The sequence below is a fragment of the Bacillus alkalicellulosilyticus genome (assembly GCF_002019795.1).
GTDB classification, from domain to species: Bacteria; Bacillota; Bacilli; order Bacillales; family Bacillaceae_F; genus Bacillus_AO; species Bacillus_AO alkalicellulosilyticum.
The window spans coordinates 2,171,644-2,197,356 of record NZ_KV917381.1; the positions used below are offsets into that span (position 1 = coordinate 2,171,644).

Sequence of the window (25,713 nt, forward strand, 5' to 3'; positions counted from 1 at the left end):
TATAATAAAACTTCCCTGACAGTTAACGTCAGGGAAGTTATCATTCTTGATGAAATATTATTAATTCCGACAGAACCTCAATAAGTTTCTTCTTAAGACTTATTGGCTCAATAATTTTAATAGATTTATTGTACGGTAAAAGTAAATAAGGTACATAGGTATGTAGCATATCATTTTCAAGAAGAAAAACTGCTTGATTTGAAGTCCGTTCTTTTAAATAATGTCCTAAAAACCAATGTTGGGAGATATCAGCCAATACACTTTTATCCCCACTAATAACCAAAGAAATATTCCCTTCCTTATCTTCTATAGTTGGAAGAAGACTTTTTAGAAAAAAATCACGTGCTGAAAAGTTTTCTGGCCGGTTAAACTTATTTTCGGTTAGCATTAGACTTTCAATTCGATCTATTCTAAAATTACGGATATCATTCCTAAGATGACAAAATCCAATCACATACCACTTATGATTCCAATAGATCATTCTGTACGGATTGACCAATCTATAATTTACTTGCTTTTCGCCACTTTTATGGTAAAGAATTTTTACTGAGTACCCGTCAGCTACGGCCTGTTCCAAATCCTTCAAAAAAGGTTCCATAGTGAGTGAATTTAATCGACTTATTACTTCGAGACTAGTTAAATGTTGGTTTACCTTTGTTTCCTGCTCTTGATTTGAGTATTTACTTAGTTTTGAAATGGCTCTATTTAGTGCTTCACCTCCATAATATCCTGCCTCTTCCGCAAAAACAGCAGCGTGAAACAGTGAAGTTTGCTCCTCAGTATCAAAAAAAAGAGGAGCCTCAATAAAATTGTTCAATAAAGTGTACCCACCGTTATGTCCTGGTTCTGAAATTATTGGTACTCCACTTGTTGAAATTGTATCAATATAACGGTACACAGTCCTTATATTCATCTCTAGCTTTTCTGAGATTTGTTTTGCAGTTATTTTTTCACCTGAACGAAGCATCCATAGAATTGCTAACATATTGTCAATTTTAGGCAAATAATTTCACCTCTATCTGAAGATTATTTTCTATAATATTTGGATTTATTCCATTCATATTCCATTATTGCTGCTGTTTTTAATGCTCGTTGTTCCCCTAATAATTTTTGAATCACATACAAAGACATATCTATACCCGCTGATACACCAGCTGAAAAGATAAACTTACCATTATCAACATATCGAACTTCTTCCAATAGTTCTGAAGATTTAGGTATTACTTCTTCTAATTCATTATATGCCAAACGATTTGTTGTGAGTTTTAAACCATTTATAAGGTTCGTTTTCGCAAGTATTAACGCACCAGTGCAAACAGATAAAACAAGCTCAGTATCATTAGAGACGTTTTCAATCCAATTTATTATTGTTTCATTTTTCATTTCCTTTCTTGCACCCCATCCCCCAGGTATAATTAAAATATCTGGAAGAGGGCAATTTTTTATTGAATAATTCGGATTAATACTTAAATTTCCCAAAGCTATTACTGGCTGTTCATTTTCAGCAACTGTAAAGACATTGAAATCTTTTCCTCTATCACTCCCAGTAATAAAAACCTCATATGGTCCTGTAAAATCTAAGATTTCTACATTTTCATAAATAAAGATTGCAACATTCCTACAAATTTTACCACTTTCCATTTGCTCATCTCCCTGAAAATAATAAAAAGCATTTGAAAAAATCAAATGCTTTGCCCAGGCGTACGGCTATATAAGTATGTATTCCCTCGTGGTAAACCACGTTACGCCAGTTATACACACCAGAAAATTCCTATTATGTAACTTATATCACAATAATCAGAAAACTACAACTGATATATTCTTCTTGTACTATTTTGCCCCGTTAGCACGTTAAGCGATAGCCGTTGTTCTGCTAGCACTCTCAGTTAATGAAACAAAGAAATTTTATCGTATATGTTCCTGTATTTTTTGAATATCTTCTTTATAAAAAGAAACTTGATGTGGTACGAATTTATCCTTTTTACTGTTTTATTAATTGTATGGTTATTTCCTTCATCATTTACTTCAAATCCACTTTCGTTAACTCAACAAGACAAGTGATACCATGTTAAAGTAATCCATCCGTTAATGAAATAACAAATACTAATTAATAACAATTTTTTTTGCAAACTCTTTACCATCACCTTTAGGTTTTACCCATACCTTAACATCATCGTCCTCTGTTAAATCCTCGAACTTATCTTTACTACCTTCTATTTTCGTATTTTGGTCAATAAATATTTCGTAAACAGGATAAGAAGCCTCTGGGTCGGTAGCAGGTGGAGCAATAAGAATGCTTGTTTCTCTAACCTCATAGATAAAGACATTATAATAATCTGGATTTTTTTCTTCCTGTTTTACAGTTACAGATTCTTTTGTATTTGAAGGAGTTTCAACTTGTTTGTTTTCTTGAATACAACCAACTAAAACTAATAAAAGTACAAAAATGATTGTCACTTTTCTCATAAAATTACCCCAATAATATTTTTATGCCATATTCAACATTACTGCTCTTTACTTCAAAAAGGCGAATCTCCCTATTTAGAATTCGCTCAGTTAACTTAATAGGGCGTTATTAATCATTTTCTTCTAACCATTCTTTGTATTCAGATAACGTGTATTCATCAGTTTTTACTACGGTCCATTGATTATCATTCTGTTTTAAGAAGATCTTCATTAAATATTCCCCGCCAGATTCGTCGAAGTCATCTCTCAAATAAACCATGCTTCCGTGGACCTGAACTACAACTTCGTTATCATTTATAGCCTTCACCTTAATTCGGTCATAACTTTCGATATTGTAATTGGCATCCACTAACCTAAAACCTTGATTTAAGGATTCAACCTCATTTTTTTCTACATTTATACCTTTTTCACTATCAATGTTCTCTTGTAATAGTGGGTACCTTACCCAAAGAATGTTTATATCATTATGTATTACTGCTTGAGTTTTATGAAACATATACTCTCTTATAGGCTTTGTATAATCCACCCAATCTGATGGTTCAGGTTCAACAAAACCTTCTAACTCATTTTGTGAATTAGGGTCATCTGCCAATCCTAAATTTTGCTGACACCCTAATAATGACAATAATAAAATGACGATTAAACCCCAAAAATGAAACATCTTCATATTATTTGTCCCCCTTTTTAACTATACGACGAACTTTACTTAGCATAAGTTTCATAATGGCAACAAAAAGTATGAATCTTATTCACTAAACTACTTATTCACAACCCAACTACTCGATTAATGGATGAGTATTAATCCATATTTACAGGTTCAATCACTTCGAATAAGAATGGATTACCATTTACATATTCTCTTATGTAGGCTTGGGCATATTTTTGTTCATCAATTAAATTTGCTGTTTCTCTTGGGTCAGAGGCATGATTACAGTAGTTCTCGATCATGAACATGACGAAAAAACATTCAAGTTCCCGAATGTAGTCCGTTTCCAACTTCCTAATACTCTCGTAACCTTGTATAAACATCCATCGATGCTTCGGCCAAAGTTCCAATATAGTGCCTGCCACATCGTAGAGGTAAAATCCGTATCCACATCTTCCAAAATCAATCGGATAGGGTTGGTTATCCTTAAATACCATATTACCGGTATGTAGATCAGCATGAATAAGCCCATAGTTTTGATCACTTGGTTGCATAGTGGTAAGTTGGGACACAACCTTCTCAGCTGCATCTTGATACAACTTCCATTCCTCTTTGGATAAAAAACGTTCATAATAACGTTCCAACTTAGTCATTGCCCGTTTAAAACTTTCTACTCCCCATGTAGGTCTTTTAAAATCAGGCGGTGAATTGAAATCATTTGCTGTTGCATGGATCTTAGCCATTAATACGCCCATTTTATAAGCATTACTATCCGTAAATTCACCTGTTGCATGTTCACCCTCTATCCACCGCATCATCGTTACAAATGGACGTCTATATCCTATATCTGTTTCGATGTCCAATACATAATTACCATCACAACTAGCTATCCCTTCTGGTACATTTAAGTCATTCGATTTGTTTAGTGTTTCTAACAGTAGGAGTTCTGAGCGAATTTCCTCTTTGCTCAATCGGTCCGAATGAATGCGTAGCAAATAATTGTTATCCGTACTCGTTTCAATTTTATACGTGATCGTATCGGATAATTGGATAAAGTGAATGCTATCCCATTCTAAGTCATACTGTTGAATTGCTGATAAAGCGACTCTCCTTGCTCTGACTAATAACTCCTGCCGTTCATTATCCGTATCAAATCTAAAAAAATCTTTCATTTTTCTATCCCCCTGCTATATTTATATAATGGTAAGAAAATAGGCTAAATCCTCATGTTTTTCTTAACACTCTATGTAACCCGGTGCGTTTTCCAGTATTATTAAAGCGAAAGATGAGTTTATATCCATCGAATGTTTCTCCTTTTTCCTCAATGAAAGCTCCATTCGTGTAATTTGAAATGGTCTTCCTCCAAAAACTTTGCCCAACTATGTTTTTCTCTAAAGGATTCGTAAACAGCTCCCAGTTTCCAATAAATTGTTCGAATACTAGATTTGCTGCCCTTTCAGCAATACCTTTGCCCCTAAATGACTGAAGTAAAAAGAAATCACTAACAAAATAGTCAATCCCTTTGTTACAATGAGGCGGGGTCGCTATTCGAACAAATCCTGCTGGTATTCCATCAACTAAAATTAAGTAGGGGAATAAGATCTCTGGTTTTTCCCACCATATATTTTGAACGTCATACTGGTCGTTTAATGTTCGAAAATCGTCACTATCCTCAAAAACGCCATGAACATTTGGTTTATTACCATAATGTCCTGATAAGTCATGTAAGTACAAAGGATATAAATTTTTTATAATATATGCTTGATTTTTATCTGTTAATTGAACGTCAATTTTCATAGACTTCTCCTTTCAATTTGACATAAAATCCTATGTAGATTTTTATACAATTGTCAAATAATGCATTATAGTTTGTTAAACTTTTAAAGCGCAAATTGTTACTCGGTCGCAATACCTACTAAACTTTTGAAAATTGATAATGTATGCAAAAAAAGATGCTTTAACCGCTCATACATGGCAGTTAGTAGCATCTTTCGTTTTTATAAAACATTAATTCTTTTACTCTACGCTACAAAATTAACTGTAACACAATTACTATAAATAGCCCTGTTCAAGAATGTTTCTACCTTAAACTTGAGCACGTACTAAAAGCACGCTTCTTCTCTTGGCTAACGATTCTCCGAATACTTGATTCAGAGAGATAGTTTTCCTTCGCCAATTGCGTAGTGGACACTCCTGACTGATAGCGACAGAAAATAGTTTGGTTTCTTTTATAGATATAGCTTTTCGTCCCGCTATTTTCTCCCCAAGCTTTGTGTGATTCTTGTTTCTTCGGTATATAAATATATCCACCATCAATATATTCTTGAATTAACGTAATAAGTTTTTCAGGTAACACATTTTCGGTTTTGTAATATTTCATCGCTTTGCTCCTTCCAAAATGTTCCTTTCAGATAGAAACAAAGACTACAAAGCCGGAGACAATGAATCAATATTATTCATATGAATTAGGCTCCAAACAAAGTATGGCCTACACGTTTTGTAGTCTTTGTTTGGAGCGAACGGTAAAACTTGCAAAATGCCTTTTCTCCATCATTTTGTTTCACCACCCTTAATTTTTTTGAAGTCCCTTTCATTTTCTATTTATTCCACACCCGATTTATTTTTTCCTCCACATCATTAGCTCCAGAAACGATTGCTCTTATAGAACAATCGCCCTTTGTCCAACAATTAATACTTTTATCTTTTTAGCACTTGCGTCATACTTTTAATTATCCCCATATGTAGACTTTCATGATTCATATGGAATACAACCATGTCACCTAATGTTTTCATACCTAAGAAAGGTTCATTAAGTGGTTGATCAAGGTGGCCTTTACACGCTTGTTCAATACTAATAGGTTGTTCTTCAAGGTGTGTTATTATCTCATTCATTGACGGAGGTTGTTCTGCCCAAGTTTCTGGTTTACTCCCACTAGGAAATAGTAAGTGATATGATAGAGGCATTTGCCTCTCCTTATTGACTGATGGAAACATTGTGTGATCCCATCCTACTAAAATATGACCAGCATTCCAGCGTATACTGTTATTATGACCTTTTGGAATTCGGTCTGTAAGGTCTTCAGGAATTGTTCTAAGAAACTCAACAGTCCAATTACGCCACAACTTCATCTGTTCAAATAGTTGTTCTTCTCTCATCATTCTTCTCTCCCTTACTTCCTATTCGTAATCATCAATAAAAATCAAAAACTCCAATGTGAAAGAGTGGAAATAGAACAAAAACAAACACCTTTTTATTTTACAGTGTTTGTTGCTCTACTAAACTATCTTCCTCGTTAGCACCACAACAGCAGCGTCAACTTATTTCACGATGTACGTAAAACTTGATAAAAATATCCGTTCAATTCAATTACCATATAATCACGCTGGTTGCTAATCCGCTTATAGCTTAATTTTTCCTTGAAGTATTGCATCCGTTAGTTTAAAAGATTCTAGACAGTGTTTTCTCAGGAATACCCATTAGAAGGAAATCTATTAATTAATCTAGTTTTTCTAAACATAGGTATAATTTTATTTATGATAAAATATCCAAGCATACACCCAATTGTATTTAATAAAACATCATCTATATCCACTGTACGGTGATTGTAACCTAAAACACCAACTATGCCTTGAAAAACTTCAATTGTTAGAGTTACTAAACAGGCAAACAATAAAACCTTTTTATAACTTAAGCGTTTATTAATAATGAAAGGTAGGTATAAACCTAAAGGAAATAATAATATAAGGTTTCCACCATTTTGCCAAATGGATTGTATCATCCCCACATTAAACGATCCGATAATACTATAAAATGGAATAATATTAATATTTACCTCGTGTGAAACAATACTTTTGGCTTCCTCTGTGAACATAAAATCAAGCGGGAAAATAGTCAAATTAATTACGTTCAATAAGTAAAATAAAAAAGTAGTATAAACCAACAAATTAAACCATTTCCATTGTTTTCGATTTCTTATAACATAGATAATGACAAAAATAGCTATCAATATTATTTGTATAGGTAATTTTAAACTTATACTTACTCCCTGGATAATATTCGTTTCTTCCATAAAGATAATCACACCTACTTTAAAAAAGTAACATAATTAATGAATCATTTTTCCATTTTTCTATACCTCTTCTTAAACTCTACTTCCTCATTAGTTGAATAAAGATTTATCTACTACTAATTCGCTTTAAAATTATAAAGTGGTTTCATAATATGATTGATTTCAACGGCGTCTCCTACATTATCCACGATTTCTTCGATTGGCTTGTAAGCCATAGGGGATTCATCAAGTGTGCTTTCTGTGACTGATGTACTCCAGATTCCATTCATCGTCTCTTTAAAATCATCTATACGTAACGTTTGTTTTGCTTTTGAACGGCTTAGTATTCTTCCGGCTCCATGTGGGCCAGAATAGTTCCAATCTGGATTTCCTTTTCCAGTCGCAATAATGCTTCCATCCCTCATATTAATAGGGATGATGACTCGTTCTCCTTTTTGTGCTGAAATAGCCCCTTTTCGAAGAATCATATTCTCTATATCAATATAGTTATGAATCGTAGTGAAACCATCGACTATCTTCCAGTTCATATGCGTTACAATTTCATCTACCATTGCCTTTCGGTTATATGTAGCATAAACCTGAGCAATTTTCATATCATTCATATAATCTTCAAAGGATTGTCCTTGTAAATATGCTAAGTCTTTGTTGATTTTTGGACTTGTAATATTATTTAATGCTTCTGGAATTTCGACAGTTTTGCCTTCTGCTTTTAATTTTGCAATCAGTTCATTTTTCTCTTGCCTGATGTCCATTAACTCATCGTATGCTCGATTTTGATAATACTCTGCTATTTGTTTTCCTAGATTACGAGAACCAGAGTGGATGACAAGAACGATTTGGTCATTAAGTTCATTGATTTCAATAAAATGATTTCCTCCACCAAGTGTTCCAATAGAGTCCCTTGCTCTATCTTCTTTAAAAGGAGCACGCACCTCTGAAAACGAAATATGTTTCTCAAAGCGATGACGTTTCGCGTTACTTCTTGTACTAAAGCCAAACGGAACATGCTTTCGGATGACATCATCCAATTGCTCAAAGCTAACCTCATTTTTATGCTTTTCTATAATGGCCACTTCCATGCCGCACCCAATATCAACTCCGACTAGATTTGGAACGATTTTATCTTGTATTGTCATCGTTGTACCAATTGTACAACCGGCACCTGCATGTGTATCAGGCATGATTCGAATTTGACTATCCTTAGCGAATTCTTGGTTACATAGCTCGATAATTTGATTCATAGCCGTTTTTTCTACATTGTCAGTGAAAACTTTCGCTTGATTGTATTTTCCAACTAACTCTATCATTTCTGGCAACCCCTTTTTACCTAAACTTAACCAGCTGTTACCTATTTTGATTATACTTGTTTTTACATAATGTGGATATATTTAAATTACGTGAATACAAAGAAGCCGAAACAAAGGATGTTTCCTGCCTTTGTTTCGGCCACAATTTAACTGATTACTTTATACTTCAATCTCTTATTTTTTTTTAGCCAAAATATAAACAAACCGGCGGCTTCTTCTTGTGCTAAAAGGTCATGACCTTGTGATTTGGCCCATGCGGCTAGATCACTTTTTGCTCCTTTATCTGTTGCGTGAATTTCTAAGATTTGTCCTGCTTCGAGATCTAGCATGGCTTTTTTAGTTTTAACAATTGGCATCGGACATGCTAGCCCTTTCGTATCAACTACTCTATCTGATTTCATTGTTCTTCCCCCTAATCTTTTTTATCTAACGGCACATCGGTTTGGACCGATTTCCATTTCTCGTTGTGTTTCCTCATCTGTTGTGAATTTTCCCATATTAATTTGTCGTATTTCTTGATAGGCATTGGGTTGAGGTGGTAAATCTTCAGTAACAACTTTTCTAAATTGATTTTCATCATTTATATTTAAACCATGGTTTTTACTAAATAATGTACCTAACTTCCTGGATACACTTCCATCATGGTTTAATTCTTTACTACCCATGAAGTGTGCAGGTAATACGAGTAATTCTTTTGAAAGCTCTCTATAACGGATATAAAGGGACTCTCGTAAATCATTTACCCAGTCATCTGCCATCCCAGCTAAATCAGGACGTCCAATAGAATCAATAAATAATATATCACCTGTTAATAAATAGTGATTATCTATGATAAAAGAAGTTGACCCAATAGTGTGACCTGGTGAGTACAGAGCTTCCATCGTTATTGATGAATGACCAACATCTATTGCGATTCCATTTTCTATTGGTTGATACTCAAATTCAACTTCTTCCGCATCCTTTGGAGGCAACCAATACGTTGCTCCTGTTAATGCTGAGATTTCCCTTCCACCAGATATATGGTCCGCATGTAAATGTGTATCAAAAACTTGCGTAATTGTCGCTCCAACTTTTTTAGCAAATTCAATATATACGTCTACCATACGGGTTGCATCTACAATAGCCGCTTCACCGTTAGAGATGATCATATACGAAAGGCATCCTTTACCATGGCGAACAAACTGAAATAATTCCCCACCATTAGTCAATGTTCCGATTCTTACTGGCTGTAAATATTCACTCCATGCCTTCATTCCACCCTCAAGATAAAAAACTGACAGTTCCGCATCTGATAGCATATCAGCTATCATTATCGAAGAACCCTCTTTAGCACAAACCACTAGCACGTCTTTTGTAGTGGGGATGAGGTCAAGTATCGTCTCTACCCCAACAAGTAATTCAAAATATGGAATGTTAACATATTCAAATGCTTCACCTTCAATTTTCCAATCAGTGAAGTCATTTTCATTGCGAATATCTAAAATAAATAATGGTTTTTTTTCAATAACTTTTAAAGCTACCTCTTTGGAACTCATTGCACTTACTGTCATCACACATACCCCCTATAGTATTGTTTTAGCTAAAAATTTTTTATATATTCCACTCATTCATACCAGGCAGAACATTAAACACTTGTTTAAATCCTGCTTCAGTTAATGCTAGAGCAGCTAAATCACTTCGATTTCCTGTCCGACAAATAACATATATGGGTTTCTCTCGTCGCAATTTATCTAAGTGTTTGTCCATTTCTCCTAGTGGAATGGATTGTGAACGTGGGATATGATGAAATACATACTCAGCTGTTTCACGAACGTCAACTAGTATAACTTCATCATCATTATTTAGCTTAGCTTGTAACTGTTCGTTACTTACGACATGTGGGTGTTTTTTTTCAAGTGCTTCTTCTCCACTTGCCTTTCTAATATAATGAAATAATACTTCTTTATCCTCAATTGTACCTAAATAGAAATGACCTGAGCTTGTGGCCCAAGCTTTTACATCGGCGGTTGAGCCTCTATCAGTCGCTTGAACTTCTAATACTTTTCCTTGTTCAAGTTCACTCATTGCCTTCTTAGTCCTTACAATTGGCAACGGGCAAGCAAGACCTTTTGCATCTACAGTTTGATCGAAGGTAATGTTTTTTATGTCAACGCTTCTATTATTTAACTCCATTTACTAATGCCACCTTTAACATTTGATATCTTTTGGAATCCTAACTTTTTCAATACTTTTGTCGCCTTGTTACTTCGCATCCCACTTTGACAAATGACAACTGTTTCTACCTCTTTTGATAGTTGGTTTGCTTTTTTCGTGAGTTCATGAAGAGGTACATTCATAAAGCTTGGAATGTGAAATTGGTTGAACTCATTTCTAGTTCTCACATCAATAAATTTAACGTTCTTTTCGGATAATTTCTTTTTAAGTTCTACTGTATTAATTTGTACAACACCTATAGTTGGGACGAGTCTGTTAAAAAGAAACCAAGTTACTAGTAGGATTATTGCAAGGTTGATGATAAATTCCATGTTGGTACCCCCTTTGGTATATTGCTAGATAAATAGATTAACATTTCCTTCTTCGGCATCGCCAAGATATGCGGCGACTCCAGCATACTCAAGACCATCAATTAGTTCTTCTTGCTTAAGGCCGAGTAAATCCATCGTCATTGTACAAGCTACAAGTTTGACGCCTTGTTCTTTTGCCATTTCGATTAAATCTGGTAAAGGCATCGCATTATGCTTTTTCATTACTTGTTTGATCATCTTAGGTCCCATTCCAGCGAAGTTCATTTTAGATAACCCCATCTTATCTGCACCATGTGGCATCATCTTTGCAAACATTTTTTCTAAAAAGTTCTTTTTAACAGGTACATGTTCTTCTTTTCTAAATGCATTCAACCCCCAAAAAGTTGAAAATATCGTAACCTCATGGTCATAGGCCGCAGCACCATTTGCAATGATAAAAGCCGCCATTGCTTTATCATAATCTCCACTAAATAATATAATTGTTGTTTTCTTTTTTCCTGACATCATATTCGCTCCTTTTATTATACATATACCCGTACCTGTATAATTCATGATAAATTTTTTTTCTTACACTTAGGGATATAGTCAATGGTTGAATTATTGTTTCTTACAAGGAACAGGGATTAACTTGTAACCCCTGGTTATCTACTTTTCACTAGGAGATTAACTGCTTCTTGAATAAAAGCTTCCGTATCTTCCCCTTTTTCGATTTGTTCTCTGACACAATGCTCTAGGTTAGTACTTACAACTACCCCAATTGCACGGTCTAATGCATTTCTTGCTGCTGACATTTGTGCCACTAGCTCTCTACAATCCTTCCCTTCCTCCATCATTCGCAAAATGGCCTTCACTTGACCTTCAACTCGTTTGACTCTGTTTTTCATTTGATCACTATATTCCATCTTACTCTCTCCTTGTTTACATAATAATCTACTTTACAACTTCACCTTTCCAGGCTAGCATTCCACCCTTAACGTTAATTAAATTATTATACCCAAGACCCTTTAATGTGTTTGATGCTTGAAGACTTCGCTTCCCGCTTCTACAAAAGACAACAACTTTTTGGTCATTAGGTATCAGATGCGCGTTTTCTTCTAAGGTACTTAACGGAACATTCGTCATTCCAGCAATGTGACCAGCAGTAAATTCGTTTGTTTCACGAACATCAACAAAGAATACATCTTGATTTTGTTCGTCAGCCATCATTTCAGCTAATTGTTCCGTGCTTATTTGCTCAATTCCACTTGTAGTTACTAGTTTATAACCGATAAAGCCTACAATAACTAATAAGAAAAAAAGAAAGTGTTTTAAATTCTTATTCACAGTTTGCCTCCTTTTTAGTTGGTACACTCATAGTATACCCCTATAGGTATATTGTCAACTGTGTTTTTTTATTTGATGTCAGTTATGGCATGCTGTATCGATAAATAATTGATTTGTTTTCCGTATTTTACATCCCATTGAACTTTCTTAAATAAGTCCATGACAGGACCTTTTACACTAGCCAAAACAATCGTTATACCAGCAGATTGATATTGTTCAATGAGTTCCTCTAGCGTATGAATCGCAACGGCATCAATTGAATTGACACCCGAAAAATCAAAAATGACCGACTTTGTATCCGGTTTTTCTGACAGGAGTTCTCTAAGTTGATTTTCTAGAAATGTCATATTCGCAAAGTATAAAGAAGCATCTACGCGAAAAATGAGTACTTGCGGATCTACTGTTGCTTCTGGATATCTTTTTATATTTCGAAAAACTTGTTCTTCTTTAACAAATCCAAGCACAGCAACATGCGGATATGCACTTCTCCAAATAAAAACGAGTAACGAAAACACAACACCAATAAATATCCCTTGTTCAATCCCAATCAATAGAGTTGAAACAAACGTAATTATACATGTCCACCCATCAATTTTCTTAACTTTAAATAGGTACTTTACCTCCCTTACATCAATTAAACTAAAAACGGCTACTATAATTATCGCGCCTAAGACCGCATTGGGTAAGAAATAAAAGCCATCCGTGAAAAAAACGAGTGTGAGCAAAACGAGTATAGCCGTAATCATTGTCGCAAAAGGTGTTTTAGCTCCAGCTTGATGATTAACGGCAGAACGAGAAAAACCACCAGTGACTGGATACCCTGAAAAAAAGGAACCACCAACATTTGCTAACCCTAATCCAACCAGTTCTTTATTAGCATTTACTTTATATTTCTCTTTAGCTGCAATAGCTTTTGCCATTGCAATGGATTCCATAAACCCAATCAAGGAGATTGTAATGGCTATTGGTAACAAAGTAAGGATAGCATCCATTGAAAAAGCAGGAACTGATAAAGAAGGTAGTCCACTTGGAACATCACCAACAATCTTTACACCGAATGTCTGCAATTGTAAGATATAAACGGTAAATATACTTAACACTACAACAACAAGAGGTCCAGGCAGTTTTGGAGCAACCTTTTTTACCCCTACTAGTACCCCAATAGTAGCAAAACCAAGAATTAAGGCGATTGGATTAATTTCAGAAACCCGTTGTAAAACTTCAATGACAATTAAAAATACATCTTTTTCCGCCTCTAACTTCAAACCAATCACATGTTTTAGCTGGCTAACTCCTATAATAATTGCTGCGGCTGATGTAAAACCACTGATAACGGCATGAGATAAAAAAGTAACTAAAAAGCCTAAACGTAAAACCCCCATCAAAAACTGAATAAGTCCAATGAGCATCATGAGTAAAAGGACTAACGAAATATACTCACTCGATCCTGGCTCAGCAATAGCGGAAACACCCGAAAATACAAGCAAAGATACCATCGCAACTGGTCCAACAGCAAGGTGTCTTGATGTTCCAAACAGAGCATATATCAGTAAAGGAATTGTTGACGCATATAATCCAACTACAGGTGGAAGTCCAGCGAGCATGGCATATGCCATCCCTTGTGGAATAAGCATAATCGCAACAATTAGTCCTGCAGACATATCGCCACGTAAATCGTCACGTGAATAAGTTGAAATCCAATCAAAAGCGGGAATCCAATTCAATTTCATATTATGTTCTCCTTTTTAATTATACATATACCCCTATACCTACATTAATGAGTAAGTTATTATCTGTCAAACAAAAGTGAAGCATCAACAACCAACATCTCTATACTTTGCAAAAAAATAAGACGACCTATTGGCCGCCTTCGTTAGTTATCTAATTTAAATCCTTACTATGCTCTTGAATAATAGTCACAACTTCCATTACAGTTCGAGCACATTCATGTATCTCTTCTGTCGTCACTTCATACAGTCCCACTTCATTACGTAAAACTGTAAAGGGACCTATTACAGCTGTTTCATTTGTTTTAATGGTTTTAAGTTTTTCAACTAAGGGATCTTCAATGTGAAGACATTCAAATAGGGTTAATTCCTTCATTATGTTCACCAAAATTCATGATAGTATAGTAATCTTACATAATTATACCATATTTGAGTGATTTATCTACCGTAATTATAGACCCATAGTTTTTACACATGACAACTTTGAATGCTTCTGGAATAAAATATGATGATAAGGGAAAAAAAGGAGTAGGCGGTGTTCATATGGGAGACATTATTAAATTCAACTCATTTCCTAAGCCTTTAAAGTTAGGAGATCGAAAAAAAAATTTGACGAATAAGATGAAACATTTAGATGAGGCCTATCAAAGAATTCAGGATAAGAAGAACAAGTTATTACAAAATCAAAAAGGATACTAACCATATGTGCTAGTATCCTCGAACGTTATACGGAAGATTTTATATGTTTAGTACGGTTTCGAATCGCTTCTACACGTTTTCTAGAGGCTTCAATTTCCGCGTCAATTTTCTTTCGGCGGGCCTCATTAATCTCTTGTTGAGACTTGAACTTAATTATTTTCGTTTCATGATTGTTCATTTCTATCCGCCTCCTTACTATTTTGTATGGTATCTAGAGATAATAAGCATAGAGCATGAATTAATCGGTAAATCTCTCTTGACTCAATTATATCATTATTTACTAATAATTGGGTAACTTTTTGATCATTTGAATCAAAATGGAAATTGTATATCCAAGTCTTCGTATTATGCATGTCCATTTTTAACTTTATCGAAATGACAGTATGATTTTCATAGGGGTTATCGATAATGGGACTGTTAAATGCGCTATGTAACACTCTGACGACACTCCAGTTTTTATGGATAGGCGAGTCAGGATTTATAACTTTAGGAGTAGCCCCTGTTGTTCCAACATCCTCTAACTTAAAAAGACCTTCTTCTCTTTGTTCAAATAAGGTAAATCCTGAAATAATGTTCAAATCTTTAGTAGTAAATACGTTGTTATGTACTCGGAATAACAATGTGTTTATATCTTTTATAAGGTGAATGACATAATCAGTTCCTTGAATCAGCTCTTCATTTGTCTCTTTAAACAGTTTAATAATCTCTTCATATTCATTCACTAAATCTTCGAAATCTTTATTTTGGCGGGTCAGCCTATCCTGTAACACAGAAACTTTTGTTTCAAGTATCCGTTTTTCCTGTGTTGTAAAGCGTTCTAATCTTTCATCTAAGCGTTGATAAAAATCATCTAATTCTTTGTCACCTTGTATCATTGAACCAATATAATCATACAATCCCTGAAAGAAAAAATCATCTTTATCATCTAATAATGCACTTCTAAATAATTCGTATTCCTGGCTTCTAAATTTTTTATATGCCCCTGTATGGAAATGCCCACTATCAAAGGTTAACATCTTTGGAAAGTATAGAAGGATTGTAAACAATATACCTATTCCTACTGCTATGGCAGTAGATAAAATAACATCTAGGTCATATCCCCAATATGCACCTGACCAACCGACAATAGGACTGATAAATGGAAGTAACGCTATAACCAATTTTGATGTTAGACCATTGTCTGCTTTCTCTTTTATATTCTTGACTTGAGATAAATCTCGAATTGGACTTACTAATAACCAAATCCACCATTTATTTTCATACTTCTTATCAACTTCACTATTTTTTAATACTTCTATGACTGTATCAAAGGTTTTACTCAATCGTAACAAACGACTATGATAGTTTTTATTCATGATTCCCCACCTTAGTTCCTTCATTCTCCTACATCTATCAACTGTATCTCAAGAACTTTTACTAGTTTCATATCTTTTTAAACCTTATCATTTAGCAAAGCAAAAAAGAAGTGACTTCAGTTTGATTTCTATATATAATAAAACTTATGGTCAACTATTGGGAATTTTTGCATATAATATTTGGTCTTTTCCTTTTTTAATTAATTTTCTTATAGATTGATATCTTATCTCTATCTATATTAAATAATAAAAGACATGTGAAAACACTTAAGGGGGAACATTGTGAAACTACAATTGAAGTTGTTATTTGTACTGATGAGTTGTTTGGTATTTGCTGCTTGTAGCTTTTTTCAGGAAACGGTAAATCCAGAACCATTACCTGACAAGAAAGTGACAAGTGAAGAAAGTGAAATACAATATGAATTAAAATTAATACAAGAGTTTTACGAAGAAGCATTCATTAACGGTGAATTTTCAAATCGAGAAATGTACAGTGAAGAATTTGAGGATGGCTTTTTTGATTTATTAGCAGGCACCTTTGGACCAGTGCCATTTTCAACAATCAATGATGGAGACTTATACAGTACCCAATTTCATCAAATCATTAAAGTATTCCAAGTCGAACAATTAGTAAATATCTTATTCTCGGTAGAAGTTGTCGACAAACAGGAAAATAAAGTGATAGGTTACTTGAATTTTACCGTCCCCTATCTTGTAGAGGATGGACAATATAAAGCAATTCTTGATCCAGAATCGATATCTCCAGATGTAGCAGCATTAGCACATCGATTAATCACTATAAAGAACGAAGCGTTCCAAGATGACCCTGACATCAATGGATATGATAGTTTTGTTCGAAAATTTAATGAAGAACATAAAGAAGAAATTGAAAGTTTTCTAAAAACAAAAGGGTTATATTAGAGTAAACGTAGCCCTTTAAGCAAAAAACTTAATGACTCATGTTGCTTAAACCCGCTGTGAATGCTTTTTTCACAACGGGTTTTTTGATGTATCGAGCAATTGCTATTATTTTGATTTGTTAGCTTGACCCTAGGTCTAATTAATAAACACGTAATTGTATTTGGTTACCGGATGGATCAGAAATGAGATTTTCTTCAACAGAATATCCAAGTTTAAAACATGACTGAAGGATTTGAGTTTTTTCTTCCTCACTTTCGATTGTCAAGGTGAAGTATTGAAGTCCTACACTGTTCAAAGAAGGAGCTGGTGCACCTACACCATTCCATACATTAATCGCTACGTGATGATGGTACCCGCCATGTGATAAAAACAGAGCATGATTTCCTAACTGATGAACGACGTTAAACCCAAGAGCCTCAACATAAAACTCTTTTGCTTTCTGTAAATCTGCAACATGAAGATGAATGTGGCCAAAGATAGTATCCGCGTGCAAACCTGCAAACCCTTTCGCATCAGATTCTTTTAATAGATTAGGTACATCTAGAGGAATTGAAGACATGTTGACTTCATTGTTCGTCCATTCCCATTGTTCCGAAGGGCGATCACAATATAGTTCGATTCCATTCCCATCAGGGTCTGCTAAGTAAATCGCTTCACTTACCAAATGGTCTGAATATCCTTGCATTGAATCATACCCAATTGAAATTAAGTATTTAAGAACGTTTGCAAGTTCTTTACGACTCGGTAGCAATAAAGCAATATGGTATAAACCTGAGCGACGTGGCTCTTTTCGTTGCACTTTAACAGGTTGTTCAATGGTTAGCAGTTTAGTCTGGCCATCTAAAGATAAATGAACTTGCTTTTCCTTGTTTTGAAATACTTTAAAGCCGAGGACGTCCTGATAAAAAGATAAAGAACGAGTTATATCTTCAACAAAAAGATGGGCATGGCTTACATAAGTAAGAGGTGGTTTATGAAATTTCATACAACTATCTCCTTTTAGACATTCTTCACAGTCTGTACGGCATTTGCCTCTAGTATATAATTATCGGTCTTCTCTGTCTAAAAAACTGCCTTTATTATATATGAGCAATATTTTTGACTGAACTATGGAAAAAAAGTAAAGTATAAAACAGAATTAGTTTAATTTACATATATAAGGAGACATGAAATGAGTAATCTTACAGGAAAAAATGCAATCATTACTGGGGCTGGACGTGGGATTGGTAGAGCAACAGCCATCGCTTTAGCAAAAGAAGGCGTAAATGTTGGTCTAATCGGACTAACGATGGAAAACCTAGAAAAAGTAGCACAAGACATTGCACAATATGATGTTAAAGTATCTGCAGCAACGGCTGATGTATCCGATTTAGAAGCGGTAACCTATGCAGTTGAACATATCAAAAGCGACCTCGGTAGCATTGACGTATTAATAAACAATGCTGGAACTGCAAAATTTGGAGGATTTCTTGATTTAACTCCTGAAGAATGGGAAAACATCATTCGAGTTAATCTCATGGGTGTATATAATGTAACAAGAGCCGTACTTCCTGAAATGATTGAACAAAAGTCTGGAGATATCGTAAATATCTCTTCGACTGCAGGACAAAAAGGAGCTCCTGTGACAAGTGCTTATAGTGCTTCTAAGTTTGGGGTGTTAGGACTGACAGAATCACTTATGCTCGAGGTAAGAAAACACAACATCCGAGTTACGGCTCTTACGCCAAGCACCGTTGTTACAGACTTAGCATATCAATCTGACTTAATTTCTGGAGATGCAGAAAAAGTGATGCATCCAGAAGACTTAGCTGATATCATTGTAGCTGGATTAAAACTGCATCCTAGAGTTTTCCTAAAATCAGCGGGACTATGGTCTACAAATCCATAAGAAAAACGGCAATGGCCATTCCATAACGGACAGGAAAGACCTTATTTTACGATATTTTCTATATTTATTGTTGTAACGGACACCAGGGACCTTATAGTAAAGAAAATCCGCAATAATCACATCTTTTAGGATAAATAAGGTCCCCTGTGTCCGATAGACTGAAAAAAGTAGACTTTTAGAGAAAATAGAGTCATCTGTGTCCGTTAGCATTAAGAAATAAAAAAACGAGCTGCTCTAACGATTAAGAGCAGCTCGTTTTCTATTTCCCTTTTTGAAAAAACTCTATCCATTCTCCGTCTTGTCCATAAAAGAAGAAATACCGGGATCCATCAGGTAATGTCGTAATATCACTATCAATAAGTTCAACATCAAGATTTTGTATTCTTGACCATTCCTCTTCTATATCATCTACTGTAATCGCAATGTGATGGACCTTTCCTTCAGACGGTAGTTTGTCATTATATCCTTGAATCAATTCGAGTTCGGTTTCTCCATCTTTAGTAAAACCTAAAAACGCCAGTTTAATGATGCCGTTCGTATGTAGTAGAGTATTTTTCAATGTCATTCCTACTATTGATTCATAGAAATGGATTGAAGCCTCGATATCCTTTACCATTATGCCAACATGTTCTATTTTTGTACGTGCCATTTATATACCTCACTTCTCTCACAATGTAGTCAATGATGTCATTATAAAGGATTTTGATTACGTTTGACATACCATTAGTACATTACCATCTGGATCGGAAAACGAAAACCACTTGTTATGTTGGATTTCCGTAACAATCGGTACTCCTTTGTCTTTTAAATAATCGTACGATCCTTGAATATCTGATGTATTAAAATGAAATAAAGGAACATCCTTAATGACTTCAGGTGAATAAATACGTTCGTCTAAAATTAAAGAGTGTCCCGGTTTTAATGGAATGACAAACAAATGACCATATATAATCTCTCCGACAGGTCGACTAAGTATATCGCAGTACCATTTCATAGCATTCTCAATATTACTAACTGGAATAAATATTCCACCTATATAGCTTTCAATCGGACTTTTCATAATATTTACACTCCTTTTTATGGGTAGTAAGAAAGAATAATATAAAAATAGAGTATAAATAAACATCATTTATACTCTATTTTAGCTTTTACTTTATTATTTTTTAAAGATAACTGATATAATTTCTTTCATTGACATTTCGCTCGTTACTTCATACGTTCCAGGCTTTAAGTTCGTGGCTACGCCTTGATTTTCAACCTCTTGTCTAAAAGCCGAGGAACTTTTGATGATATTTGCATTTTCAAGCGCTTGTCCAACATCATAGCTTGTCATTCCAGGAACAACTGAAAGCATAGTTCGATATACAGTTCCTTCATTACTGTCGTTGTCTTTTTTCTTACTCTCTTCTTTTGTCGCTTTTGCTTTTTCTTCTAGTTCTTTTTGTAATTCTTCAAGCTGTTTATCATGATTTTCACGTTCTGATTCCATTGCAGCTTCAATTTCTTCTTGAATTGTTTCGTGGAACTCTTCCTCTGTATGAATCAGATAGCCTTGCAAACGAAGAAGCTCAATGATTTCTTTGTCATCAACTTGAACGATGTCAGGTTCTTCATCTTTCATTTCTTCTTCTTTTTCAACATCTACTTCTGCTTCTGGTTCCGCTGTAACGCTTTCTGCTTCACTTGGACTTGAGAAGTAGACAATTCCACACACACTAGCAGCGACAATTAGACCGCCCGCAAAGCTTTGAATGGTGTTAAATCGCATTAGATACTTCTCTCCTCTCGACCTTTTGTTGGATGTAAGGCGAAAGCATACTTTCCACTTCATTCTCACTTAACTGCTTTTGTGAAGCAATGCTTTCATTGGAGTATCCTCGTCTATGTAAATCGAGCACTTCTCTCATCAATTTACGTTGCGGTGACACTGCTTGTAATCCAGCTTCTTGAGCAGTTATTTCCAAGTCAAGCTCAAACTCTTTTAACTGTTGTTGCATATGTTGGACTTCTTCCATCATGGAAATAGAAATCTGTTCGATCTGTTGTTGTTCTTCTTTTGTTGTTTGCTTGGCTTTAATCGCTGAATATACAAGCAAACCAACGGCTGTACTAAACAAAATGGTTATTGCAGCTACCATTGTGTTCCCTCCTCAGAATCTATTTTCTTTACTATTAGACTTTCATATTATACTTTGTTTCAGGAATAATTTCGATGGAAATTGACAAAACACGTCATTAGTCTGAAAAGTGTAACAAAATAAATGGGTTTATTACCATTGGTAGTATCATAATACCTATTTTTGGTTGTGCTATTTTACACACATATTTACTCGTAGATATCGACTTTTCCTGTTTCCATCGATGCACGACATAATGGACATTTTTTCTGGTCTTTAGTTGGATTTTCATGTGTAAGAATTCGCATCCAAGCAATGCAGGAACTACTCGAGCATTTCCAGGCAACAATCGTCTCCTTAAATTTCCTTGGAATCGGCTCGATTTCTTTACTATTGTTTTTTTCCTGCTTTTGTATGGGGGAGGCTTCTCGTAAAAATCTTGATACATCTACATGTTTTCCACGATAGTGTGTTGGAGAACTAATGAACAGTTCTTCTTTTGCTCTAGTAATTGCGACATAACAAAGTCTACGTTCTTCCTCAACGGCTAAATTCTTTTTCTTCTTTAATTCCACTCCTGGATGTAAGTCTTTCAGTTTATCCGCATCAATGGCCGATACATGAGGAAGAATCCCTTCTGACGCTCCAATTAGGTATACGACAGGAAACTCAAGTCCTTTTGAGCGATGTATTGTCATTAATGAAATCGCATTGGTCTCACTGTCTTTTTTTAACTTCATCATGTCTCGATTTTTTTCAATGATTTCTTCAATAAAAGCAATAAATGTGGCTAGCGAGCTAAATCGCTTCGCAGAGGTTTCAAGCTCATCTAACGTTTCTTTTAATGCCTCTTTATGATTTGTGACGGTTTGACGCTCATTCGCTTCTAAATACTTATCGTAAAAGCGGTCGCGAATCATTTTTATCGCAGCATAAGGTTCAATTGTTCTTATTTGCTTTAACAGTTGGACTCGTTCAACTACTTTGTTTTTCTGATACTCTTTTATTGATGGCATTGAAGTTAAGTGAAGCAGTGGACTCGGTTGAGAAGTCACGTTTTCGCTTATCATAATATGGTTCATTCCAACATCTTTATTAATGTATAACGTCGCTAACATATCTGCGATGGCATCGTATTCATTAGGATATAAAGCTAGTTTCAAGTGACAAACGACTTCCCTTACCGGCCATTGCTCATAAAATGTCTGATCCGTAACTGAATAATTAATAAAAGGAATGTCTGCTTTTGTTAACTCTTCAAACATTGCTCTACTATTTGTGGCTGTCCGATGCAATACCGCAAAATCTTTGTAAGTATGGTCTCCAGACGCTACTTTTTCCTGTATGTCTTGAATCACCCATGTTGCTTCTTCATCAACGCTTGCAGGCGTTGCGAACATAGGTGGTTGATTACTTGTTCTTGTTGATTGTAACGTTTTTGGTTTTCGTTGTTGATTCATTGCAATTATCGCATTTCCAAGACCAACAATCGTGCTTGTGGAACGATAATTGATATCTAATGTGACTGTTTTTGCAGTAGGAAATTCTTTGTCAAATTGTAAGATAAATTCGTTTCTTGCGCCATTAAAAGAATAAATCGTTTGGTCATCATCACCGACGACCATCAAATTTTGGTGACTCCTCGCAATCATCTTGAACAGTTCATATTGAAGAAAATTGGTATCTTGAAACTCATCTATCATGATATAAGTAAAACGATTTTGCAGTGCGACTACTAGGTCGGGAGAGTTCAACAACAGATGATAGGCTTCAAGTAATATATCGTCAAAATCCATTTGATGTTTTTCTTTTTTCCACTGTTCATACTGGGTATAAATTTGCTTAATCTCTTTTTCAACAGATGTACTAGATGGAATCTCGTTAAACGAAACTAGATTCATTTTATAAGAAGAAAATAAGGTTAATAACGTTTCAGGCTGATACGTATCACTTAACCCTAACTCTTTTAAAATCTTTTTTAGGATAATATGCTTAAATCGTTCACTCGTTAAAATTTCTTGGTCAAATCCTCTACTTCGTATTAGTTTCAAGAAAAAAGAGTGAAATGTACTCGTTTGAATGTTGGAAGCCGCTTGTCTTGTCACACCAGGTAATCGGGCAATTCTCTCTTTCATTTCCTGTGCTGCTTTCTTTGTAAATGTAACGAGTAAAATATTTCTTGGGTGGACATGATGAACCGTAAGTAAATAACCCGTTCGCGCGACCAATACTGATGTCTTTCCAGAACCCGCTCCAGCTAATGTGAGTAAAGGCCCCTTTAGATGTCGAACTGCTTGAATCTGTGCTATATTTAATAGAATTCCTTGTTTTTCTAACGCACGAAAGTAAAAAGAATCTTGCTCTTCATCGAGTACTAAGCTACTACTATTTATCGTGTTTGCTAGTGTAGCTTCATGGATTGTAAGAGTGTCCGTTCCAGAAATGGTTTTATGAAAACGATTGGTACTCATCATATATCACCTATTGTTTAATGTTTAAATATCTATCATAGCAGAAATGTTTTTACTTTTATATGTATAACGGAGGGGAATCTATTGGAAAATATCTATATCTACTTAATTATAGCCTTCATTATCTGTCATATACCCGTCATACGATTGGCGTTTTGTACGGTTAATACCTTAGTCCATGAATCCGGTCATGCGCTAATGGCATTACTAACAAGTGGAAAAGTCTATTCAATTTCTTTATTTGCAAATACGGAAGGTCTAGCAGAAACAGGAACTTCTTCATGGATTGCAAGATTTCTAGTCAGCTATGCAGGGTACACAACATCTTCTCTTGTGGCATTCGGCTCCTTTTACCTTATCCATACAGACAATAGTCATTTCTTATTTTATGGATTAGTTGGACTCGCTCTATTAAACTTAACTCTTTGGGTGCGCAATATATACGGCATTTTGTGGCTTTCCGCTTTTATCACACTCTCCTTCTACTTTCACTATCACCAGTTATCATCTTGGAAGGAAGGGTTTACTCTGTTAATTGCTTGTATTCTGTTAATTCACTCCGTTTCAAGTGCTTTTACGATATTTACTTTAAGTATAACAAGACCTAAACATGCAGGTGACGCAACCAACTTAGCCCAACAAACCTTTATTCCTGCCGTATTTTGGGGACTTCTTTTCTTTGGACAATCTTTAGTTAGCTTATACTATGTGTTTACTTTGTTTATTTTATAAGCTTTGTTGCACAATATTGCTTATTAAAGTTTTGATTCAACTGCTTATATCGGCACTTCATTAACGTAATTTAATAGAATTCCTCTCACTAGATAATGTATGATAAACGTGTATTAAATATTTTGGGAAGGAATGGTGTTGATGAATCATCGATTATCTGCAGTAACTCCTCCGATGGGTTGGAATAGCTGGGATTGTTACGGAGCAGCTGTTACAGAAAAAGAAGTACGAGGTAATGCTTTATACATGGCGGAACATTTGAAGACTTATGGATGGGAGTATGTTGTTGTTGATATCCAATGGTATGAACCAGGCGCTGTCTCCTCGCTCTATCGTCCTTTCGTCCCTCTCGAGATGGACGAGTATTCACGTTTAATTCCTGCTGAAAACCGCTTTCCATCTGCAATGAATGGCAAAGGCTTTAAAGAATTAGGTGACTTTATTCATAGTCTAGGTTTAAAGTTTGGCATTCATATCATGAGAGGAATTCCTAGACAGGCTGTTCATAACAATACAGCGATTTTAGGAACTTCTGTCCGAGCACGAGATATTGCTCATCCAAACTCCATTTGTCCTTGGAACACAGACATGTATGGTGTAGATGCCTCAAAAGAAGGGGCACAGGAATACTATAACTCTTTATTTAATTTATATGCTGAATGGGGCGTTGATTTTATAAAGGTTGATGATATTGCAGACTCCCGTCTATATGGAATACATATTCCCGAGATAGAGTTAATTCGTAAAGCCATTGACCAATGCGGAAGAAATATTGTGTTAAGCCTTTCTCCAGGACCTGCACCTGTGGAACACGCAGAAGAACTAAAAGCCAATGCTAACATGTGGAGAATAACAGATGATTATTGGGACCGCTGGGAGCTTCTGTATGATATGTTTGAACGATGTGAAAAATGGAGTGAGCACGTAGGCAGTGGAAACTGGCCAGACTGTGACATGTTACCGCTTGGTCATATTGGCATTCGCTCAGTTGACGGGGGTGGCAGTGATCGATGGACCCGTTTCACAACAGATGAGCAAATAACGATGATGACACTGTGGTGTATTTTCAAATCTCCATTAATGTTTGGCGGAGAGTTACGAGACAACGATGAGTGGACGCTTTCCTTACTAACAAATAGAGCCGTATTAGATATGCACCGAAATTGTTACCATAGTAAACTTGTTTACCGAAAAGATGACCATATTGTCTGGACAACAAAAGATGATTCCTATAGGTATGTTGCCCTCTTTAATGCAACCGATGAAACGGCAACTATTCTTGTAACTGCCGAACAATTGGATGTTATTTCAATAAACGAAGGCACGGAGCTTTGGACAAATCAAAGCCTTACATTTGAAAACAATAGGATAGAATTCAAGATTCAAGCACATGGTGCGAAATTGGTTAGAATATCTTCATAACCTCAGTTAGCAGAGGTTATGAAGATAAACCATTGGATTTTCAG

At 35.2% G+C, this 25,713-nt stretch carries 32 protein-coding genes and 1 riboswitch; of the genes, 5 read left to right on the plus strand and 27 right to left on the minus strand.

The window, feature by feature from the left end:
* Positions 1–40 precede the first annotated feature (40 nt).
* From BK585_RS11015 to BK585_RS11105, 19 genes are all read right to left on the minus strand, one after another.
* On the minus strand, positions 41–1,003 hold the full coding sequence (locus BK585_RS11015; protein WP_078553498.1) for a helix-turn-helix transcriptional regulator: 963 nt from the start codon (positions 1,001–1,003) through the stop codon (positions 41–43).
* A 23-nt stretch (positions 1,004–1,026) separates the two neighbouring features.
* The gene (locus BK585_RS11020) at positions 1,027–1,641 is read right to left on the minus strand and encodes a DJ-1/PfpI family protein (RefSeq protein WP_078553499.1); all 615 of its coding nucleotides are present in this window, start codon (positions 1,639–1,641) and stop codon (positions 1,027–1,029) included.
* Between the two features lie 45 nt (positions 1,642–1,686).
* A riboswitch (ZMP/ZTP riboswitch) is annotated at positions 1,687–1,765 on the minus strand.
* Between the two features lie 338 nt (positions 1,766–2,103).
* Positions 2,104–2,466 (minus strand): hypothetical protein, encoded by a 363-nt coding sequence (locus tag BK585_RS11025; RefSeq protein ID WP_078553500.1) that lies wholly within the window; start codon positions 2,464–2,466, stop codon positions 2,104–2,106.
* Between the two features lie 109 nt (positions 2,467–2,575).
* A complete protein-coding gene (locus BK585_RS11030; RefSeq protein ID WP_078553501.1) occupies positions 2,576–3,133 on the minus strand; it encodes a hypothetical protein in 558 nt (185 codons plus the stop codon).
* 131 nt (positions 3,134–3,264) lie between these two features.
* The gene (locus BK585_RS11035; protein ID WP_078553502.1) at positions 3,265–4,284 is read right to left on the minus strand and encodes a phosphotransferase enzyme family protein; all 1,020 of its coding nucleotides are present in this window, start codon (positions 4,282–4,284) and stop codon (positions 3,265–3,267) included.
* 52 nt (positions 4,285–4,336) lie between these two features.
* The gene (locus BK585_RS11040; protein WP_078553503.1) at positions 4,337–4,909 is read right to left on the minus strand and encodes a GNAT family N-acetyltransferase; all 573 of its coding nucleotides are present in this window, start codon (positions 4,907–4,909) and stop codon (positions 4,337–4,339) included.
* Between the two features lie 283 nt (positions 4,910–5,192).
* Complete coding sequence (locus tag BK585_RS11045; protein ID WP_078553504.1) at positions 5,193–5,492, minus strand: CD3324 family protein; 300 nt, start codon at positions 5,490–5,492, stop codon at positions 5,193–5,195.
* Between the two features lie 317 nt (positions 5,493–5,809).
* Entirely contained in the window at positions 5,810–6,268 is a 459-nt protein-coding gene (locus tag BK585_RS11050; RefSeq protein ID WP_078553505.1) for a DinB family protein, read from the minus strand.
* A gap of 308 nt (positions 6,269–6,576) precedes the next feature.
* Positions 6,577–7,182, minus strand: coding sequence for a VanZ family protein (locus tag BK585_RS11055; protein WP_078553506.1), 606 nt, complete (start codon positions 7,180–7,182; stop codon positions 6,577–6,579).
* Between the two features lie 116 nt (positions 7,183–7,298).
* Positions 7,299–8,489, minus strand: coding sequence for an RtcB family protein (locus tag BK585_RS11060; protein ID WP_078553507.1), 1,191 nt, complete (start codon positions 8,487–8,489; stop codon positions 7,299–7,301).
* Positions 8,490–8,635: 146 nt separating this feature from the next.
* Positions 8,636–8,890 carry a sulfurtransferase TusA family protein gene (locus BK585_RS11065; RefSeq protein WP_078553508.1) on the minus strand — a complete coding sequence of 85 codons (255 nt, stop codon included), beginning with the start codon at positions 8,888–8,890 and terminating at the stop codon, positions 8,636–8,638.
* A gap of 21 nt (positions 8,891–8,911) precedes the next feature.
* Positions 8,912–10,039, minus strand: coding sequence for an MBL fold metallo-hydrolase (locus tag BK585_RS11070; protein ID WP_078553509.1), 1,128 nt, complete (start codon positions 10,037–10,039; stop codon positions 8,912–8,914).
* 40 nt (positions 10,040–10,079) lie between these two features.
* The gene (locus tag BK585_RS11075) at positions 10,080–10,661 is read right to left on the minus strand and encodes a sulfurtransferase TusA family protein (RefSeq protein ID WP_170885545.1); all 582 of its coding nucleotides are present in this window, start codon (positions 10,659–10,661) and stop codon (positions 10,080–10,082) included.
* The gene (locus BK585_RS11080) at positions 10,652–11,014 is read right to left on the minus strand and encodes a rhodanese-like domain-containing protein (RefSeq protein WP_078553510.1); all 363 of its coding nucleotides are present in this window, start codon (positions 11,012–11,014) and stop codon (positions 10,652–10,654) included. The genes BK585_RS11075 and BK585_RS11080 overlap by 10 nt, the downstream gene beginning before the upstream one ends.
* A 24-nt stretch (positions 11,015–11,038) precedes the next feature.
* A complete protein-coding gene (locus BK585_RS11085; protein ID WP_170885546.1) occupies positions 11,039–11,521 on the minus strand; it encodes a DsrE/DsrF/DrsH-like family protein in 483 nt (160 codons plus the stop codon).
* 134 nt (positions 11,522–11,655) lie between these two features.
* On the minus strand, positions 11,656–11,916 hold the full coding sequence (locus BK585_RS11090) for a metal-sensitive transcriptional regulator (RefSeq protein ID WP_078553512.1): 261 nt from the start codon (positions 11,914–11,916) through the stop codon (positions 11,656–11,658).
* A 28-nt stretch (positions 11,917–11,944) separates the two neighbouring features.
* Complete coding sequence (locus BK585_RS11095; RefSeq protein ID WP_078553513.1) at positions 11,945–12,337, minus strand: rhodanese-like domain-containing protein; 393 nt, start codon at positions 12,335–12,337, stop codon at positions 11,945–11,947.
* A 68-nt stretch (positions 12,338–12,405) separates the two neighbouring features.
* A complete protein-coding gene (locus BK585_RS11100) occupies positions 12,406–14,067 on the minus strand; it encodes a SulP family inorganic anion transporter (protein ID WP_078553514.1) in 1,662 nt (553 codons plus the stop codon).
* Positions 14,068–14,218: 151 nt separating this feature from the next.
* The gene (locus BK585_RS11105) at positions 14,219–14,440 is read right to left on the minus strand and encodes an RNA-dependent RNA polymerase family protein (RefSeq protein WP_078553515.1); all 222 of its coding nucleotides are present in this window, start codon (positions 14,438–14,440) and stop codon (positions 14,219–14,221) included.
* Positions 14,441–14,538: 98 nt separating this feature from the next.
* Between BK585_RS11105 and BK585_RS23705 the strand changes: the two genes are divergently transcribed.
* Complete coding sequence (locus tag BK585_RS23705) at positions 14,539–14,763, plus strand: hypothetical protein (protein ID WP_139367545.1); 225 nt, start codon at positions 14,539–14,541, stop codon at positions 14,761–14,763.
* Between the two features lie 25 nt (positions 14,764–14,788).
* Here BK585_RS23705 and BK585_RS24015 read toward each other — a convergent pair whose 3' ends face one another.
* Both BK585_RS24015 and BK585_RS11110 read right to left on the minus strand, forming a co-directional pair.
* Positions 14,789–14,941, minus strand: a complete 153-nt coding sequence (locus BK585_RS24015; protein ID WP_170885547.1) for a hypothetical protein — start codon at positions 14,939–14,941, stop codon at positions 14,789–14,791.
* A complete protein-coding gene (locus BK585_RS11110; RefSeq protein WP_139367546.1) occupies positions 14,928–16,142 on the minus strand; it encodes a hypothetical protein in 1,215 nt (404 codons plus the stop codon). Before BK585_RS11110 ends, BK585_RS24015 begins: the two co-directional genes overlap by 14 nt.
* A 258-nt stretch (positions 16,143–16,400) precedes the next feature.
* On the opposite strand from BK585_RS11110, the gene BK585_RS11115 reads away from it, so the two are divergent.
* On the plus strand, positions 16,401–17,039 hold the full coding sequence (locus BK585_RS11115) for a hypothetical protein (protein ID WP_078553517.1): 639 nt from the start codon (positions 16,401–16,403) through the stop codon (positions 17,037–17,039).
* A 139-nt stretch (positions 17,040–17,178) separates the two neighbouring features.
* Here the strand turns inward: BK585_RS11115 and BK585_RS11120 are convergent, their stop codons facing one another.
* Positions 17,179–18,024 (minus strand): VOC family protein, encoded by an 846-nt coding sequence (locus tag BK585_RS11120; protein ID WP_078553518.1) that lies wholly within the window; start codon positions 18,022–18,024, stop codon positions 17,179–17,181.
* Positions 18,025–18,210: 186 nt separating this feature from the next.
* Here BK585_RS11120 and BK585_RS11125 point away from each other — a divergent pair, with 186 nt between their 5' ends.
* Positions 18,211–18,927 carry a 3-ketoacyl-ACP reductase gene (locus BK585_RS11125; protein WP_078553519.1) on the plus strand — a complete coding sequence of 239 codons (717 nt, stop codon included), beginning with the start codon at positions 18,211–18,213 and terminating at the stop codon, positions 18,925–18,927.
* A gap of 259 nt (positions 18,928–19,186) precedes the next feature.
* On the opposite strand, the gene BK585_RS11130 is transcribed toward BK585_RS11125, so the two are convergent.
* The 5 genes from BK585_RS11130 to BK585_RS11150 all read right to left on the minus strand — a co-directional run bounded on the left by BK585_RS11130 (position 19,187) and on the right by BK585_RS11150 (position 23,515).
* The gene (locus BK585_RS11130; RefSeq protein ID WP_078553520.1) at positions 19,187–19,576 is read right to left on the minus strand and encodes a VOC family protein; all 390 of its coding nucleotides are present in this window, start codon (positions 19,574–19,576) and stop codon (positions 19,187–19,189) included.
* A gap of 57 nt (positions 19,577–19,633) precedes the next feature.
* The gene (locus BK585_RS11135) at positions 19,634–19,987 is read right to left on the minus strand and encodes a VOC family protein (RefSeq protein ID WP_078553521.1); all 354 of its coding nucleotides are present in this window, start codon (positions 19,985–19,987) and stop codon (positions 19,634–19,636) included.
* A 96-nt stretch (positions 19,988–20,083) separates the two neighbouring features.
* Complete coding sequence (locus BK585_RS11140; protein WP_170885548.1) at positions 20,084–20,695, minus strand: endolytic transglycosylase MltG; 612 nt, start codon at positions 20,693–20,695, stop codon at positions 20,084–20,086.
* Positions 20,685–21,065, minus strand: a complete 381-nt coding sequence (locus tag BK585_RS11145; RefSeq protein ID WP_078553523.1) for a hypothetical protein — start codon at positions 21,063–21,065, stop codon at positions 20,685–20,687. The genes BK585_RS11140 and BK585_RS11145 overlap by 11 nt, the downstream gene beginning before the upstream one ends.
* A gap of 188 nt (positions 21,066–21,253) precedes the next feature.
* Positions 21,254–23,515 carry a UvrD-helicase domain-containing protein gene (locus BK585_RS11150; RefSeq protein ID WP_078553524.1) on the minus strand — a complete coding sequence of 754 codons (2,262 nt, stop codon included), beginning with the start codon at positions 23,513–23,515 and terminating at the stop codon, positions 21,254–21,256.
* A gap of 84 nt (positions 23,516–23,599) precedes the next feature.
* Here BK585_RS11150 and BK585_RS11155 point away from each other — a divergent pair, with 84 nt between their 5' ends.
* Both BK585_RS11155 and BK585_RS11160 read left to right on the plus strand, forming a co-directional pair.
* Positions 23,600–24,247 carry a M50 family metallopeptidase gene (locus BK585_RS11155; RefSeq protein ID WP_170885549.1) on the plus strand — a complete coding sequence of 216 codons (648 nt, stop codon included), beginning with the start codon at positions 23,600–23,602 and terminating at the stop codon, positions 24,245–24,247.
* A 141-nt stretch (positions 24,248–24,388) separates the two neighbouring features.
* A complete protein-coding gene (locus BK585_RS11160) occupies positions 24,389–25,669 on the plus strand; it encodes a glycoside hydrolase family 27 protein (RefSeq protein WP_078553526.1) in 1,281 nt (426 codons plus the stop codon).
* Positions 25,670–25,713: the final 44 nt, after the last annotated feature.

Excerpts from the sequence above, each read along its gene's own strand:
- BK585_RS11020 (WP_078553499.1), bottom strand. The coding sequence starts at position 1,641 with ATGGAAAGTGGTAAAATTTGTAGGAATGTTGCAATCTTTATTTATGAA.
- BK585_RS11025 (WP_078553500.1), bottom strand. The coding sequence starts at position 2,466 with ATGAGAAAAGTGACAATCATTTTTGTACTTTTATTAGTTTTAGTTGGT.
- BK585_RS11030 (WP_078553501.1), bottom strand. The coding sequence starts at position 3,133 with ATGAAGATGTTTCATTTTTGGGGTTTAATCGTCATTTTATTATTGTCA.
- BK585_RS11035 (WP_078553502.1), bottom strand. The coding sequence starts at position 4,284 with ATGAAAGATTTTTTTAGATTTGATACGGATAATGAACGGCAGGAGTTA.
- BK585_RS11040 (WP_078553503.1), bottom strand. The coding sequence starts at position 4,909 with ATGAAAATTGACGTTCAATTAACAGATAAAAATCAAGCATATATTATA.
- BK585_RS11045 (WP_078553504.1), bottom strand. The coding sequence starts at position 5,492 with ATGAAATATTACAAAACCGAAAATGTGTTACCTGAAAAACTTATTACG.
- BK585_RS11050 (WP_078553505.1), bottom strand. The coding sequence starts at position 6,268 with ATGAGAGAAGAACAACTATTTGAACAGATGAAGTTGTGGCGTAATTGG.
- BK585_RS11055 (WP_078553506.1), bottom strand. The coding sequence starts at position 7,182 with ATGGAAGAAACGAATATTATCCAGGGAGTAAGTATAAGTTTAAAATTA.
- BK585_RS11060 (WP_078553507.1), bottom strand. The coding sequence starts at position 8,489 with ATGATAGAGTTAGTTGGAAAATACAATCAAGCGAAAGTTTTCACTGAC.
- BK585_RS11065 (WP_078553508.1), bottom strand. The coding sequence starts at position 8,890 with ATGAAATCAGATAGAGTAGTTGATACGAAAGGGCTAGCATGTCCGATG.
- BK585_RS11070 (WP_078553509.1), bottom strand. The coding sequence starts at position 10,039 with ATGACAGTAAGTGCAATGAGTTCCAAAGAGGTAGCTTTAAAAGTTATT.
- BK585_RS11075 (WP_170885545.1), bottom strand. The coding sequence starts at position 10,661 with ATGGAGTTAAATAATAGAAGCGTTGACATAAAAAACATTACCTTCGAT.
- BK585_RS11080 (WP_078553510.1), bottom strand. The coding sequence starts at position 11,014 with ATGGAATTTATCATCAACCTTGCAATAATCCTACTAGTAACTTGGTTT.
- BK585_RS11085 (WP_170885546.1), bottom strand. The coding sequence starts at position 11,521 with ATGATGTCAGGAAAAAAGAAAACAACAATTATATTATTTAGTGGAGAT.
- BK585_RS11090 (WP_078553512.1), bottom strand. The coding sequence starts at position 11,916 with ATGGAATATAGTGATCAAATGAAAAACAGAGTCAAACGAGTTGAAGGT.
- BK585_RS11100 (WP_078553514.1), bottom strand. The coding sequence starts at position 14,067 with ATGAAATTGAATTGGATTCCCGCTTTTGATTGGATTTCAACTTATTCA.
- BK585_RS11105 (WP_078553515.1), bottom strand. The coding sequence starts at position 14,440 with ATGAAGGAATTAACCCTATTTGAATGTCTTCACATTGAAGATCCCTTA.
- BK585_RS23705 (WP_139367545.1), top strand. The coding sequence starts at position 14,539 with ATGACAACTTTGAATGCTTCTGGAATAAAATATGATGATAAGGGAAAA.
- BK585_RS24015 (WP_170885547.1), bottom strand. The coding sequence starts at position 14,941 with ATGAACAATCATGAAACGAAAATAATTAAGTTCAAGTCTCAACAAGAG.
- BK585_RS11110 (WP_139367546.1), bottom strand. The coding sequence starts at position 16,142 with ATGAAGGAACTAAGGTGGGGAATCATGAATAAAAACTATCATAGTCGT.
- BK585_RS11120 (WP_078553518.1), bottom strand. The coding sequence starts at position 18,024 with ATGAAATTTCATAAACCACCTCTTACTTATGTAAGCCATGCCCATCTT.
- BK585_RS11125 (WP_078553519.1), top strand. The coding sequence starts at position 18,211 with ATGAGTAATCTTACAGGAAAAAATGCAATCATTACTGGGGCTGGACGT.
- BK585_RS11130 (WP_078553520.1), bottom strand. The coding sequence starts at position 19,576 with ATGGCACGTACAAAAATAGAACATGTTGGCATAATGGTAAAGGATATC.
- BK585_RS11135 (WP_078553521.1), bottom strand. The coding sequence starts at position 19,987 with ATGAAAAGTCCGATTGAAAGCTATATAGGTGGAATATTTATTCCAGTT.
- BK585_RS11140 (WP_170885548.1), bottom strand. The coding sequence starts at position 20,695 with ATGCGATTTAACACCATTCAAAGCTTTGCGGGCGGTCTAATTGTCGCT.
- BK585_RS11145 (WP_078553523.1), bottom strand. The coding sequence starts at position 21,065 with ATGGTAGCTGCAATAACCATTTTGTTTAGTACAGCCGTTGGTTTGCTT.
- BK585_RS11150 (WP_078553524.1), bottom strand. The coding sequence starts at position 23,515 with ATGAGTACCAATCGTTTTCATAAAACCATTTCTGGAACGGACACTCTT.
- BK585_RS11160 (WP_078553526.1), top strand. The coding sequence starts at position 24,389 with ATGAATCATCGATTATCTGCAGTAACTCCTCCGATGGGTTGGAATAGC.